Here is a 14,889-nt window from a genome sequence, read left to right on the forward strand (position 1 = left end):
TTTAAACTCCGCATAGTGAAAACCCATAGTTCAGAATGTTCCGGTTTCAAAAAATGTTAAATACTTAAGAGATAGGTGAGTTTGACAAAGTTTCAGAGATAATGGTCTGCTAAAATGGGTTTACTGCTAAGAATTAAGATATTTACTGCTTGATAAACTTCTCAACGTTTGGAATTTTCTCCAGTGATTTTGTGTTTTGTTTGAGAATTACTGCTGCCGCTTCATTTATTTTTTTGGATGGAACAGCTTTCCATTTTTCGATATCTTTCTCGTAGTCGTTGTGAAAAAAATATCGGGACAAATCCCTTATCACACAGTAAGCTGCAATCGAATGGCCATTTTCGCTTTCATAATTGCCATTATTAATAAAAAACTGCAATCTTTTATAAAGTCCATCTTTAGAGTAAAGTGCCAGCTCAGTCAATTTTCCTCTGTATTCTAAATCAGCAGAGCCTACACCTTTTAAATAGGGGAATAATTTATAATCGGCAAAATGCCTGCCTTCATGTCCAATGTAACTCACCCTGAATGTTTCTGATTTTAAATCATATGCTTTTTTTACACAAAATAAAGCTTCTTTGGTAGCCCAGCCTGCAGGATAATAGCGCCCCAAAGTAGCGTATTCACTCCAGCCTAATGTGATAAAATCATTCATAAAATAAACTTTGACAGGAGTTTCCTTTCCATCATAATTGAGTTTATAAACCGTATCTTTTTGTGTTTTCCAAACCAATAAATCATACAAACTTCCGGTTTTTCCAAATCCTGTGGTATGATAGCCTAAACTGGCGATGTATTTTTTTTGATAGACATTGATGCTGTCTTCATTAAGAGTAAGCTTTTCTGCCGGGGGAAAGTTTGTTTTTAGAAAATTAGAAACATTTTTCATGATCAGGGAATCATTTTTCTTTTCCTTATTTAAAAAAGACAATCGCCAGTAGTCCCTGTAAATTTTTAGTAATTCATCTATTTTTGATTTTCGGTTTTCCAAAAAATCACTTTTGTCTTCTTCAAATTTGAATCGGTTTTCGAAATCTGTTTTGAATTTTAAATCTTTTTCAGCTATTTTTTTAGTGGGATCTGTTTCCAGCAGAGGCAAAACCTGTTTAGGATTTCCATCTAATGCGAGAGAATAAATCCTCGTGTAATCAAGCTTTATACTGTCATTTTGATTCGATTGAGCATTTATTTTCGATAATGAAAAGAAAATAACAATAAGTAAAGCAGCTAGTTTTAAAGTTCTCATAGCCCAAAAAATATAAAGTGATTATAAGGTTTTTTACTTATAGAGACATTTCATTTTAGATTTTGTTACAGTGATTAATCCGTTGGGTAGAATTTCTCTGGGTATGCTATTTTGTAAACTTACCTAATGACGAATGATTTCTTTTCGGTGTAAAATTCCCCACTCGTTTAGTGCTCCAATGACATTGTACAATGTGTGGCTGTGTTCTGTTCTTGCATATTCAACAGTGGGCGGAAAAGTATCATAAACAGTTCTGGTAACGAGTTTGTTTATCTCCAGATCTTTAAGTTCTTTCGAAAGCATTTTGTCTGTAATTCCGTTGATATCTTTAGAAATTTCCTTAAATCGTTTTGGTCTGTTCGATAATGCAATCAAAATTGGTAATTTCCATCTACCGTTTAAAACTTCTAATGCATCTCTTACGGGACGCAGTGCAGCCAGACATTCTTCCGGTTGGCCACAAGCCATCTCATCTGTTATTTCGCTTTTTGTTTTCATATTTCTAATGTTACTATCCTCAAGGATAGCGCTATCCTTGAGGATAGTACTATAAAAGAGATAGTAAATGTAAATAAGTTTGTATTGTAAAACAAAATAATGATAAAAATGAGCAAAAAGATTCTGAATATAGTAACAAGCATCAAAGGTGATGCTTCTTTTAGTAATAAATTATCGAATGCTATTCTGGATAAACTCAAAGCTGAGTATAACCAAATAGAGGTAGAAACACTTGATCTTTCAAAAACACCTTTACCGTATTTAAGTGAATTGGATATTAGTGCATTTTATACGCCGGCCGAACAGCAGACTGATGCGCAAAAAGAAACGCTGAAGTATTCTGATAAAGCTACAAATGAGGTTCTGAATGCTGATATCATTGTGATTGGGGTACCGCTTTACAATTTTGGAATTCCTGCGGTACTAAAAGGCTGGATTGATCAGGTGGCGAGGGCAGGTAAGACGTTTAGTTATGATGAAAACGGGCCAAAAGGATTGCTGACAAATAAGAAGGTATTTTTATCAATTGCTTCCGGTGCAATATTTTCTGACGGGCCTTATAAAAGTTATGATTTCTCTGAACCGTATTTGCGTGCCGTATTAGGGTTTTTAGGAATTACTGATGTGACCACTTTTCGTGTAGAAGGAACTGCAATCCCTGATTTTGCTGAAAATGCTTTACCAAAAGCTTTGACTGCGGTTGAAGAATTCGCTTTTTAAATTGAAAATACAATTACGATAGTTGGACATTTTCGTATGTAGTAAACCCGACAGGTTTTAAAAACTTGTCGGGTTTTATGTTAAGTTTTTTGTAGATCAGATTTAACCACAATCATTGTCATCCACAAAAAAATGAGAGATTTTTAAAACCTGTCAGGTTTGAATATTCAAGTAAATTATTATTTCTCAATAATCATAGTTACTCCCTGACCTCCGGCAGCACAAATAGAAATGAAGCCTCTTCCGGAATCTTTTTCGTTTAATAGTTTTGCCATGACGCCAATGATTCTTCCTCCGGTTGCGGCAAAAGGATGTGCCGCGGCAAGACTGCTTCCTTTTACATTCAGTTTTTCCCTGTCAATTGCACCAAGAGTTTTCGTTAAGCCTAATTGTACACTAAGTTCAGGGCTCTCCCAAATTTTTAAAGTAGCTAAAACCTGCGCAGCAAAGGCTTCGTGAATTTCATAATAATCAAAATCCTGCAAGTTAAATCCTGCTTTATCCAGCATTCTGCTGGCGGCAAATAATGGAGCCAATAAAAGGTTCTGCTGATTTTTGGCATATTCTATAGCAGCAACTTCGGCAAAAGTAATGTAGGCTAAAACTGGAAGCTCTTGTGCTGTTGCCCATTCTTCGCTGGCTAAAAGGATACAGGAAGCGCCATCTGTAAGCGGTGTTGAATTTCCTGCAGTAAGTGTTCCGTTTACTTTGTCGAAAGCAGGATTTAGTTTGGCTAACTTTTCCGGCGTGCTATCTTTTCTTAGATTATTGTCCTTATCAAGTCCGTTAAAAGGCGTAATCATATCATTAAAAAAACCTTCGTCATAGGCTTTTGCCATATTCAAATGACTTTTTAGCGCTAAATCATCCTGATCCTGACGGGAAATTTTATAATATTTTGCCGTGATTTCAGTATGTCCGCCCATCGAAAGTCCCGTTTGTGATTCTTCATTTCGAGGAACCAAAGGCGTAAAATCTTTGGGACGTAATTTTAAGAAAAGTTTTATTTTTTCGCCCAATGATTTTGCTTTTCGGGTATCGAGCAAAATTTTCCTTAATTTTTCACTTACTGCAATAGGCATATCACTAATTGAATCAACGCCACCGGCAATTCCGGATTCGATTTGTCCAAGAGCAATTTTATTCGCAATATATATTGCACTTTCTATACCGGTATCACAAGCCTGCTGTAGATCACAGGCAGGAGTTGCGGGATCAAGAGAAGTTTTCATGACACATTCCCTAATCAGGTTACTGTCATAAGTATGTTTGATTACCGCTCCGCCGGCCACTTCGCCTAATAATTTTCCTTTTAAATTGTACTTATCAATAAGACCATTAAGCGCGGCAGTCATCATTTGCTGATTTCCAACGTCGGCGTAAGCAGTATTTGCCCTTGCAAACGGAATTCGGTTATAACCAACAATGGCTACTTTTCGTATTGTCGTGGTATTGTTCATAGCTTAAATTTTGTTTCAGGAAGATTTTCCAGATTAAAGATAAGCAGACTTATTTGAAAATTACAGATCAACAGGAGTAAAATCGCCATAATAGTTTGGTTTTGTTTTTTGAAATCCGGCTTTTTACATATTATCAGGACTATCAAATAAGGGATATATTCCAATTATAATAACACTTTTTATGAATGATTGGGTATCAGTTCAAAAAGAGAATTTTTACACAATAAAAGACATATCTTATTTTAAAAGTTGTATTTATTTAGAATGATTAAAAATAATTTGCATAACAGATTTTTAGCTATTACTTTTGCCAACGTAATCAAAACCAAATAAAATGAATATAATAACGATTAAAAAAGTTTTATTTTTTCTGATGCTTTTTACCTCATTGCAAATGATGAGTCAGGAAGCGGGAAAAGTAACAGGAAAAATTACCTTGAGTGGCAATGTTCCTGCAGAGAATGTTGCTGTCGCTCTTAAAGGAACAAAATATACAGCCGTGACAAATGAACACGGGCAATATGAAATTAAGAATGTTAAACCTGCGACTTATACGATTAGTATTCGTGCAGTAGGAATTCATTCTGTAGAAGATAAAATTACGGTTACTGCAAAACAAACCACTACTAAAAACTTCATGCTTTCTGAAAGTCAGGAAGATCTTGATGAAGTGGTAATTACCAAAAATAAGTACAAACAGGATAAGCCTTCCTTGTCGCTACGTCTTCAGACACCAATTTTGGAGATTCCACAAAACATTCAGATTGTAAGTGCTCAGACTCTAAAAGATCAGCAAATTACAAGTATGAGTGATGGAGTAATCAGAAACGTGAGTGGTGCTGTACGTTCAGAACATTGGGGAGATTTATATACGAATATAAAAATGCGTGGTTCTCAGGTTCAGGCTTTTCGTAATGGTTTTAATGTTGTTTCATCTTTCTGGGGACCTCTTACTGAGGATATGAGCTTTGTAGATCATATCGAGTTTGTAAAAGGACCGGCAGGATTTATGCTTTCGAGCGGGGATCCAAGCGGACTTTATAATGTGGTAACTAAAAAACCAACTGGAATTACTAAAGGGGAAGCTACTGTAATGGCAGGAAGTTATGACTTTTACAGAGCAAGTGTCGACTTTGACGGAAAACTGGATAAAAAAGGGAAATTATTGTACCGTTTTAATGCAGCAGCGCAAAAAAAAGGTTCACATCGTCCGTTTGAACACAATGACCGTTATGTAATTGCTCCGGTGATTACGTATCAGGTTGATGATAAAACAAAAATTACTGCCGAATATAATTTTCAGTATGCCAACATGACGGAGGTTGGATCTTATTATGTATTTGGTCCTGCATCTGAGGGATATGCCACTTTACCAGTAGGATTTACTATGACACAACCAGGATTGCCGGATACTAATATTCAGGATCATAGTGGTTACCTTATGTTTGAACATAAGTTTGATGACAATTGGAAACTGACGGCACAAACTTCATACTTTAAATATATTCAACAAGGATATAGTTCGTGGCCAAGTGCTGTAGGTTCTGATGATAATGCTCTTGGAAAAGGAAATATTATAAGAAATGTTGCTATTTGGGATGCCGAAAGTAATATGTATTTAGGTCAGATATTCGTCAACGGAAAATTTACTACCGGACCAATTACCCATAAAGTTTTAGGCGGGGCAGATTTAGGAAGTAAAGATTATATGGCAGATTGGGGACAATCTCATAATCTTGATACTCCGGCTAATCCATTTAATGTTTATAACCCAAATTACGGAACACCTTCTAATGGTTTCCCTGCTTTTGATCATACTACACCACTTTCAGTAAGAGCTGGTGGTAAAATGAATTCAGAATATGCAGCGGCATATGTTCAGGATGAGCTTGGTTTTTTTGAAAACAAAGTAAGAGTAACTCTTGCTGCAAGATATACCTGGATTAGTGAGACAAGTTGGGGAGAAACACAGGAAGATAGCCATATTACACCACGTGCGGGGGTTAGTTTTTCTGTAACAGATGACCTTGCCGTTTACGGATTATACGATCAGGCCTTTTTACCACAATCCGGTATCATTAAAAATGGAGATAAAGTAAAACCGCTAACCGGGAATAATATAGAATTTGGTATCAAAAAAGACTGGTTTGACGGATCGTGGAATACTTCAGCATCTGTTTACCGTATTATAAAAGAAAACGAACTTACTGCTGATCCTACAAATGGACCAAACGATATTTATAAAATTGTTTTAGGAGAAAAGAGAGCTGAAGGGATTGAATTTGATGTGAGAGGAAAATTATTTGACGGTTTAAATCTTATCGCAAATTATGCTTTTACAGAGTCTGTAGTAACAAGTTCTGCTATTTCGAGTATAACAGTAGGTTCTGTTGTTCCGGGATATGCTAAACATACTGCAAATGCATGGTTAAATTATACAGTTCAAAATGGAAAACTAAAAGGATTAGGGGCTTCGATTGGAGGAACTTTCCTAGATGGACGTCAGACAGATAGCTGGAGTGTAGGACTTGAAAAATTACCAAGTTATTTTAAACTTGACGGAGGTTTATCATATGAAACCGGAAAAATAAAAATTACGGCCAATGTATTTAATATTTTGGATAAATACCTTTATAGCGGATCTTATTATGAGTGGCTTAGTGCATACTATTGGCAAACAGAAGCTCCCAGAAACTTTAGGGTAGGTGTAACGTATAAATTCTAATTTATAAGCAACGGATGACGCAGATTTAAACGGGTTTTCACTGGTTTTTATTTTGCCTGTCTTTAGCTAAAAACAAAAAGCATCCGTCGTTATGGCGGATGCTTTTTTGTTTTTAAGGTTCAGAGGTGCAAAGCGACAGAGGTCTGAAGTTTTATTAAAATATAAATCCTTTTAATCTTTTAATCTGTGGCAAATATTATCCTTTATGAATCAACGGAATTACTTTTGATCCTATGAGTTCTATAGCGTTCATCAATTGCGTGTGTGTAAGTCCTGCATTATCCATCTGGAATGTAAATCTTGAGATACCGCCAAGAGATTCGCTGTGGCGTAAAATTTTCTCGGCAATTCGTTCCGGATCGCCAACAACCAAAACACCCTGATCATCAATAAGACCGTCAAATTTATCTTTTGTTACCGGTGGCCAACCGCGTTCTCTGCCTAATTTGGTCCAAAGTTCAGCATAACCCGGATAATATTCTTCGATGGCTTTTGCAGTTGTGCTTCCCACAAAACCGGGTGAATGCAAGCCTACTTTTAGTTCTTCGGGTTTGTAACCTGCCACTTTTCCGGCTTCACGATACAAATCGACTAAGGGTTTAAAACGATGTGTTTGTCCGCCAATAACAGCTACCATCAAAGGTAATCCCAGAGATCCTGCTCTCACAAAAGATTCCGGAGTTCCGCCAACACCTAACCAGATAGGTAGTTTTTCCTGTAATGCTCTTGGATATATTGGTAGATTATTCAAGGCTGGTCGAAATTTTCCGGACCAGGTGATAAATTCATTATCACGAATTTGAAGCAACAGATCTAATTTTTCGCTAAAAAGAGCATCGTAATCATTTAGGTTAAATCCAAAAAGCGGATAAGCCTCAATAGAAGATCCGCGTCCCACTACAATTTCAGCTCTTCCTTTCGAAATTAAATCCAGTGTAGCAAAACTTTGGTAAACTCTTACAGGATCTGCGGCACTTAATACAGAAACGGCACTTGATAATCGAATGCGTTTTGTACGGGCTGCTGCTGCACTTAATATGACAACTGTAGCCGAATCTAAAAATTCTTTTTTATGATGCTCTCCAATTCCAAAAACATCAAGTCCTGCCTGATCAGCCAACTCGATTCTTTGCAGTAATTGTTCCATTGCATCGACACTGCTCAAAGTGTTGTTGTCTCCGTACATCGCCGAAGCAAAACTGTCTATACCTATTTCTATCATATAGTAAAGATATTAAAATTTAATTTTCTGTTATCAAAAAAACTGCATTAAGGGTTAGCATTCGGAATAAATAGCAATCAATTTTAAACACGAATTTCACCAATTTGCACGAATTAGTTTGTGAAATTAATTTCACAAACTAAGGCTAACCAATTATGATTTGTGCAAATTCGTGCAATTCGTGTTATTTTAAACTTATCTACAAGTTACAATTTTTAAGTTTATAATTAATTTGTCATCTGTACCCTGAAATTAAATGATTTTTGTATCTGTATCTGATCTCTTTTACCCCCTAATTTTGTTAAGAAATTAAACAGCTACAGCAATGGATACCACAAAAACAGACAACATTCTATTCGATTCAATTAACATATCGTCTTTAAAATCTGTTGTAAATATTTACCAAAATAAGGTGAACGATAATGAAAGCAAATTTGTAAAATTACCGGGCCATTTTGGCCTTCCTTTAAGTGTTGCCACTTTTGATAATCGCGTAATCGGTTATGCTTTTGTTTTAATAAATAAAGTAGGAGAACCGGAAATTAACTCGTACTGGGAGCAGGAATTTTATAGTGTCGAGGTAGAGCAGGATTTAAAATTTCATGCCCAAAATACTTTTAATACGACGTTTGCAGATCCGGAATCACGCAAAATAAAAGTTCAAAATGCGACTGAAAGATTATCATCGTGGTTAAATTTTTGTAATTAATACAGTAAAGGTTACAGATTTAATTTTAGTAAATTTACAGGATACAGATAACGATTAAAAAATGGCAAGAGAGGTTTTATATCTAAAAATTGCAAATACTATTCAGGAACAAATTTTCTCCGAAACTTTAAAAATTGGAGACAAACTTCCGTCTATTCGTGCTTTTCAGAAATTGCATAATGTAAGCATGAATACCATAAAACAGGCTTTTTTAGAATTAGAAAGTAAATCGCTGATAGAATCACGTCCAAAATCAGGATTTTATGTCAGTAAAACTTCGAATAGAAAGCTGCTGATTCCTTCAATGAACAAGCTGAAGTTATCAGAACAAAAAATGACTTCTGAGGATTTGATCACAAAGGTTTTTGATAGTCTGAGCGATAAGGATATCACCCGATTTTCGATTGGGGTTCCGGATCCGAGTTTGTTACCTATTGCTAAACTCAATAAAGGTCTTGCTAAAGTTGTACGAAATCTGGCAGAAAGCGGTACAAGTTACGAACCTGTTCAGGGAAGTGCTAATTTGAGACGAAATGTAGCAAAATGGGCCATCGTATTAGAAGGAAAATTGACAGAGGATGATTTTGTCACTACTTCCGGCGCTATGAACGCTATTTTCAATTGTTTGATGGCCGTTACCAAACGCGGAGATACTATTGCTATTGAAAGTCCGGTTTATTTTGGAATTATTCAGATTGCCCAGAATATGGGACTTAATATTATCGAATTACCAACACATCCCACTACAGGAGTAGACTTAGAGGCTTTAAAGAAAGTGATTCATAAAGTGGATGTTTGCTGTTTTATGAGCAATTTCAGTAATCCTTTAGGCAGTTTAATGCCGGATGCAAATAAAAAAGAATTGGTAAAATTGCTTACCTATCATAATATTCCTTTAATTGAGGATGATTTATATGGTAATTTGTTTTTTGGAACTGTTAGGCCAAAGCCTTGCAAGTATTACGATGAAGCGGGAATTGTGATGTGGTGCGGATCAGTTTCTAAAACTTTGGCACCGGGATATCGGGTAGGCTGGGTAGCACCGGGAAAATTTAAAGATAAAATTATCAGGCAAAAAATGGCGCAGACAGTTTGTATGCCTTCGTTATATCAGGAAGTAATTGCCGATTTCTTAGAGCACGGAAGATACGATCATCATTTAAGGACTTTAAGAAGCACATTGTATACCAATTCACTGAATTTTCAGCGTACAATTGAGGATCATTTTCCGGAAAATACTAAAATTTCACAACCGCAGGGTGGTTCTTTTCTTTGGCTTGAGCTGGATAAAAGTATCGATACCGCTGTTTTGTATGATAAAGCAATCCAGCAAAAAATAGGTTTTGCTCCGGGCAGAATTTTTACACAGCACGATCAATACAACAATTGTATGCGGCTTAATTTTGGTTTGGAATGGAAGGAAAAAGTAGAACTCGATCTAAAACGATTAGGACAATTGGTGAAAAATAGTCTTTAAACACTTGCATTTAATGAACTATGCGATTTTTTAAACACATAGAAACATAGATTTTGTAAACTTATAAAAAGGAGTTTCACTTATTTTAAATTCACATAGCCAGCCAGCTATGTGAAAGAAATGGGTTTCTTTTTTGCATTCTTTATTTACACATAAAACCTATGTTTCTATGTGTTTAATAAAAAAAACAATTGTTATCTAATGAGAAAATCCAAATGAAACACTGATCAGAATGATTACAATAACGATTAATGTAATGACTACATACAGATAATCTTTCTCTAAAAGAAAAGAAAATAAAGACAGTAAAACACGTAATACCGGCGTTAGAAAAAGTAAGATGATCCCAACGAAGATTAGCGATTCTCCATTTCCCTGAATAGCGCCGTTATATATGGCTGCAATTACTTCGAAGATATTGCGGTCATTTTCTTTAAAAACAGAATAGTTTTCGATATCGTTGCTGTGGCCCATTAAATATACGATTCCGCCAATAAAGGCTACAGATAATGAAATCCATACACCATAGCGCAATAAATTACCAATAATGGTTTGAAAATCTTTTTCGCCAAATTTTTCGTGTTGCATAACTTTAGATTTTTCCATTAAGTCCGTTGTATATCATGTTTACTGCAAGCACAAAAATCAGGCACGCAAAAAAGATTCTTAGTTTTTTAGGATTGGTTTTTACCAGTACTTTTGCTCCTGCCATAGCGCCAAACAAAACACCAATAACAACAGGCATACAAATTCCAGGTTCGATATAACCTTTCTGAATATAGATGACAGAACTCGCCATTGCGGTAACACCCATCATAAAATTACTGGTTGTGGTAGAAACCTTAAACGGGATTCTCATGATATTATCCATAGCGATCACTTTAAAAGCACCGGAACCAATACCCAATAAACCCGACATCATACCGGCAATTCCCATCATGCTAAAACCACCCACTACATTTTTGGTTCCGTAATGTACCACTTGCCCGTCATGAGTTGGATAAGTGCCTTCTAATCGTAGTTTTTTAGCCAAAGGACTTGATTCTAAAACAATATGTTCTTCTTTTTTTCGAAGTGAATTTATAGCAGAAAAAATTAAGGTAAGTCCAAATAAGACTGCGATGAATGAAGTAGGAGCGATGGTCGAAAGTAATGCTCCGCAAACAGCTCCGATTGTTGTGGCAATTTCGAGGAAGATTCCCAGTCGCATATTTGTGATTCCTTCCCTGACATACGCTGCGGCTGAACCTGAGGAAGTTGCAATAACAGAAACCAAAGCTGCACCAATTGCATAATGAATGTCAACGCCAAGAATGACTGTTAAAAGGGGAATTATGATAATTCCGCCACCTAAACCTGATAATGAGCCAATAAAACCGGCTAAAAAAGCACCAAGAATCATAATCAGGGTAAATGTAAGTACTGTCATTCGGATAAATTTTGTTGGTGCTAATTTACGAATTGATATTTATTCGGGAAGATTTTAGGAGCTTAAATAAAGCTTAAAAATGCGAAATCGTTATTTTAGAACGATTTTGATTTGTTAATAAAAGTCATTTTTTTTTCCTCTGTATAAGAACTTAGATTTATATTTTTTTGAGAGAAGTGACTTTTATAAAGTTGCTTCTGCTTTTTTGTTAGTTTTTTGAAATATTATTTTTGATAATAAAAAAAGGAGCATAAAGCTCCTTGATATTTTTATATTAGAAAAAAATTAAAAACTTAATTCAAATTTATTGATAACCTTATTTACTTCTTCTATTTTATTTGAAACAAATTTTACATTTTCGATTTTGTCTAATTTTTTGTCTACAAAAACAGTAGATTTAGTTTTTGAAGTGTTTTTGTCTATCGATATTTTTTGGTCTAATTTTTTCATTTCTATTTTCTTTTGATTAAAAAGCCAACAAAATTTTTGCTACTATTAAAAGTGACATTATAATAATTGCCCGTCTCATGATTTTGTAATATACCAAAGATAAGAAAAGTTTTTATCAATTCGTCGTAGTTACTTGAAATCGCCATGCGGTATAATCTGGTTCTAATTTTGCAACTTCCGTAGAAAAAAATAAATTTATCCGGATATACTTCTGTATAAATATAAGTTGCATTTGCGACAGTAGCTAAAACAATATTTCGGTCGCCATTATCAGTTATATTAACATCATCAATATCAAATGTTCCATTTTTTTCATTACTATTAATTTTATCTCCGAAACCTAAATTTATAATATCGGGATTTTTTGTTATAGTAAACTTTATTATTTTACAGATATTTCCTTGTTTACCCGAACTTATAAACTCAAAAATAGTCGAATCAGTACTGACCTTTAAATCATAATGTGGATAATCCATTCATTTAAAATTTGCAGGTAAAAGTAGAAATATACTTTTATATAAAATATATTTAACAAGATAAAAATTGCTTTATAATTTGTTAATGTCTTAACCTCACAAATAAAAACTCCACTAATATAATGCAGTTTTTATAAAAATAAGAGTCGGAGTCCTTTATAAAATGGGATCATGATCTATTTTTTTGTCTTCATAACAGAATCTCTTTTTACTGTTGCGGTGTCAACAATCGCTGATGTGCTGTCGATAGTAGCATTTACACTGTCTACTGCTATTTCTGTTGAATCAATATAAGTACTATCGGCCGGAATGGTATCGTTTTTCTTGCAGGAAAACGAAAGTCCGACTACAATAAAAAGAAATGCGATTTTTGATTTGATTAGCGTTTTCATAATGTTATTTATTTCGTTAATAATTAATTATTTCAAAATTAGAACTTTAGGTTTTTAATCCTTTACATGATTCTTTATTTTGTTTTATAAAATACTCATTATAAGTGTTTTAATGTGTTTTGCCTGAACGAGAAAAAACATCTTATAAAAATGAGTGCCTAGCCCAGACAGGAACGGCATCCTTTTTCTGCCTTCTTTAGGCAGGAAAAGATATAGTGGATGGCTGGATCAGCTTCTAATTATTCAACTGAAATTTTTATTTATTATCAAGTGCGAAAGAAGTTCTGTCGGTAGCAGAAAGCAATAAGGCCGCTGCAGCGCTTGTGAGAACGGAATAATCAAATGGTGCTTTTATAGAAACGGAAATCGCCATACTAATGGCAAAAAGCAACATTAGTCCCGAGGTTCCTAAAGCTATAATTCTGGTTTTGAATCCGATGATTAAGAAGATACCAAATAGTATTTCGAAGAAAGTTGCCAAAGCACCTAATATTCCGGCTGTAGATTTGCTGGCAAAAGAATTTAAGGTTTGGGTGTAGGTGATAAAGTTTTCCCAATTTCCCCACGCTACTCCGGGAGCGCCTGGCGCGCCCCAAAATCCGAAACGATCTGCAACCGCTGACAACATTGTGATTCCGAGAACTATTCTTAAAATTAAACCTGCTTGTGGTATGGATATAGTTTTCATTGATGAATTTTTATGTAAAAATAGGGATGTTTTGATACAGTTGATTCTTAGAATTCTTAAATATTACGACACATTAAATCCATCTTCCTTATCCTTGAAAGCCCATGTTGCCATTGCTTCGATAACGGGCATTAAACCTTTTCCGGCATTGGTAAGCTTGTAGGTTACAAAAGGTGGAACAACCGGTTTTGCTTCTCTAATGATAAGATTATCAGCTTCAAGCTGCTTTAAATGCTGGATAAGCATTTTCTCTGTTACTGCCGGAATCGCTCTTTTAAGTTCGCTGTAACGCAAAGCCCCGCTTGAAAGATGGTAGATAATAATGGGTTTCCAATATCCTCCAATTTTTTCCATTACATAAGTTACAGGACATTTTTCTAAGGCATACTGCTTATTTTCCTGAATGGTAGATGTTTCTTTGATGGCTGTCATTTGTGCATACTTTAGGGTAAGTACTTGTATAAAAGTAAGTACAAATATACCTTTGTTAGAGATAATAAAAAAACATTTTAGCTATGAAAATTACAATTTCAGGTTCATTAGGAAATATAGGAAAACCTTTAACCACAAAACTAATTGCTTCAGGACATGAAGTAACGGTAATTACCAGTAACAAGGATAGAGTTGAAGCCATCAAAAATTTAGGAGCAAAAGCAGCAGTAGGCTCAGTTAGTGATGCTGTTTTTCTTAGACATACATTTGACGATGCCGACGCGGTTTTTGCCATGACGCCGCCAAATATGGGAGGAGAAAATATTATTGTAAATACCACAGCTGCCGGTCAGGCTTTTGCAACTGCAATAAAAGAAACAGGAGTTAAGCGTGTTGTAATGTTGAGCAGCATAGGTGCTGATTTGCCAAGTGGGAATGGCCCAATTGCGGGGCTGCATAATATCGAAAAAATATACGAAACGCTGCAAAATGTGTCGCTGACTTTTCTTCGTGCAGGATTTTTTTACACGAATTTATACAATGATGTTCCAATGATAAAAGGAGGGGGGATTATTGGTTCTAATTATCCGTCGACAATAGAAATCCCGTTTGTACATCCTGAAGATATTGCAAATGCTGTCGCTGAAGAATTACAAAAAAGAGAATCAGGAAAAAATATCCGTTATATCATTAGCGATGTCCGTACGCCAAATGATGTGGCGCAAACTTTAGGTCTTGCGATAGGTAAACCAGAATTGCCATGGATTGAATTTACTGACGAACAAGCTCTTGGCGGAATGAAAGAAGCCGGTTTACCATTAGAAATGGCAGGACTGTACGCAGAAATGGGTTCCGGTTTAAGAAGCGGAAAAATTCAGGAAGATTTTTTAAGCCGTAAATTGGCTGTTGAAGGGAAGATCAAATTAGAAGATTTTGCGAAGGAATTTGCTGCTAAATTCTAAATC

General features: G+C 35.3%; 16 protein-coding genes. 5 read left to right on the forward strand and 11 right to left on the reverse strand.

Annotated elements, in window-relative coordinates; all coding sequences use genetic code 11:
- Positions 1-142 precede the first annotated feature (142 nt).
- Complete coding sequence (locus B0A67_RS14275; protein WP_072954023.1) at positions 143-1,246, reverse strand: hypothetical protein; 1,104 nt, start codon at positions 1,244-1,246, stop codon at positions 143-145.
- 123 nt (positions 1,247-1,369) lie between these two features.
- Complete coding sequence (locus B0A67_RS14280; RefSeq protein WP_084074437.1) at positions 1,370-1,744, reverse strand: winged helix-turn-helix transcriptional regulator; 375 nt, start codon at positions 1,742-1,744, stop codon at positions 1,370-1,372.
- Between the two features lie 108 nt (positions 1,745-1,852).
- On the opposite strand from B0A67_RS14280, the gene B0A67_RS14285 reads away from it, so the two are divergent.
- Positions 1,853-2,464: an FMN-dependent NADH-azoreductase gene (locus B0A67_RS14285; RefSeq protein ID WP_072954021.1), complete on the forward strand. Its 612-nt coding sequence runs from the start codon at positions 1,853-1,855 to the stop codon at positions 2,462-2,464.
- 179 nt (positions 2,465-2,643) lie between these two features.
- On the opposite strand, the gene B0A67_RS14290 is transcribed toward B0A67_RS14285, so the two are convergent.
- Positions 2,644-3,924 (reverse strand): acetyl-CoA C-acetyltransferase, encoded by a 1,281-nt coding sequence (locus B0A67_RS14290; RefSeq protein ID WP_072954019.1) that lies wholly within the window; start codon positions 3,922-3,924, stop codon positions 2,644-2,646.
- A gap of 334 nt (positions 3,925-4,258) precedes the next feature.
- Here B0A67_RS14290 and B0A67_RS14295 point away from each other — a divergent pair, with 334 nt between their 5' ends.
- Positions 4,259-6,649, forward strand: coding sequence for a TonB-dependent receptor (locus tag B0A67_RS14295; RefSeq protein ID WP_072954017.1), 2,391 nt, complete (start codon positions 4,259-4,261; stop codon positions 6,647-6,649).
- A gap of 196 nt (positions 6,650-6,845) precedes the next feature.
- On the opposite strand, the gene B0A67_RS14300 is transcribed toward B0A67_RS14295, so the two are convergent.
- Positions 6,846-7,868 (reverse strand): LLM class flavin-dependent oxidoreductase, encoded by a 1,023-nt coding sequence (locus B0A67_RS14300; protein WP_072954279.1) that lies wholly within the window; start codon positions 7,866-7,868, stop codon positions 6,846-6,848.
- 328 nt (positions 7,869-8,196) lie between these two features.
- Here B0A67_RS14300 and B0A67_RS14305 point away from each other — a divergent pair, with 328 nt between their 5' ends.
- Both B0A67_RS14305 and B0A67_RS14310 read left to right on the forward strand, forming a co-directional pair.
- The gene (locus tag B0A67_RS14305) at positions 8,197-8,580 is read left to right on the forward strand and encodes a hypothetical protein (RefSeq protein ID WP_084074436.1); all 384 of its coding nucleotides are present in this window, start codon (positions 8,197-8,199) and stop codon (positions 8,578-8,580) included.
- Positions 8,581-8,641: 61 nt separating this feature from the next.
- Positions 8,642-10,057, forward strand: coding sequence for an aminotransferase-like domain-containing protein (locus tag B0A67_RS14310; protein WP_084074434.1), 1,416 nt, complete (start codon positions 8,642-8,644; stop codon positions 10,055-10,057).
- Between the two features lie 198 nt (positions 10,058-10,255).
- Here B0A67_RS14310 and B0A67_RS14315 read toward each other — a convergent pair whose 3' ends face one another.
- From B0A67_RS14315 to B0A67_RS14340, 7 genes are all read right to left on the reverse strand, one after another.
- Entirely contained in the window at positions 10,256-10,645 is a 390-nt protein-coding gene (locus B0A67_RS14315; RefSeq protein WP_072954276.1) for a DUF1634 domain-containing protein, read from the reverse strand.
- A 4-nt stretch (positions 10,646-10,649) separates the two neighbouring features.
- Positions 10,650-11,486: a sulfite exporter TauE/SafE family protein gene (locus tag B0A67_RS14320; RefSeq protein WP_072954015.1), complete on the reverse strand. Its 837-nt coding sequence runs from the start codon at positions 11,484-11,486 to the stop codon at positions 10,650-10,652.
- Between the two features lie 285 nt (positions 11,487-11,771).
- Positions 11,772-11,936: a hypothetical protein gene (locus tag B0A67_RS24990; protein ID WP_207557342.1), complete on the reverse strand. Its 165-nt coding sequence runs from the start codon at positions 11,934-11,936 to the stop codon at positions 11,772-11,774.
- 2 nt (positions 11,937-11,938) lie between these two features.
- Positions 11,939-12,412, reverse strand: a complete 474-nt coding sequence (locus B0A67_RS14325; protein WP_072954013.1) for a DUF6934 family protein — start codon at positions 12,410-12,412, stop codon at positions 11,939-11,941.
- 176 nt (positions 12,413-12,588) lie between these two features.
- Entirely contained in the window at positions 12,589-12,804 is a 216-nt protein-coding gene (locus B0A67_RS14330; protein ID WP_072954011.1) for a hypothetical protein, read from the reverse strand.
- A 256-nt stretch (positions 12,805-13,060) separates the two neighbouring features.
- The gene (locus B0A67_RS14335) at positions 13,061-13,492 is read right to left on the reverse strand and encodes a DoxX family protein (RefSeq protein WP_072954010.1); all 432 of its coding nucleotides are present in this window, start codon (positions 13,490-13,492) and stop codon (positions 13,061-13,063) included.
- Between the two features lie 63 nt (positions 13,493-13,555).
- A complete protein-coding gene (locus B0A67_RS14340; RefSeq protein WP_072954008.1) occupies positions 13,556-13,924 on the reverse strand; it encodes a winged helix-turn-helix transcriptional regulator in 369 nt (122 codons plus the stop codon).
- An 83-nt stretch (positions 13,925-14,007) separates the two neighbouring features.
- On the opposite strand from B0A67_RS14340, the gene B0A67_RS14345 reads away from it, so the two are divergent.
- Positions 14,008-14,886: an NmrA family NAD(P)-binding protein gene (locus tag B0A67_RS14345; protein WP_072954006.1), complete on the forward strand. Its 879-nt coding sequence runs from the start codon at positions 14,008-14,010 to the stop codon at positions 14,884-14,886.
- The last annotated feature ends 3 nt before the right edge of the window (positions 14,887-14,889 follow it).

This window comes from Flavobacterium aquidurense (assembly GCF_002217195.1).
Classification (GTDB): domain Bacteria; phylum Bacteroidota; class Bacteroidia; order Flavobacteriales; family Flavobacteriaceae; genus Flavobacterium; species Flavobacterium frigidimaris.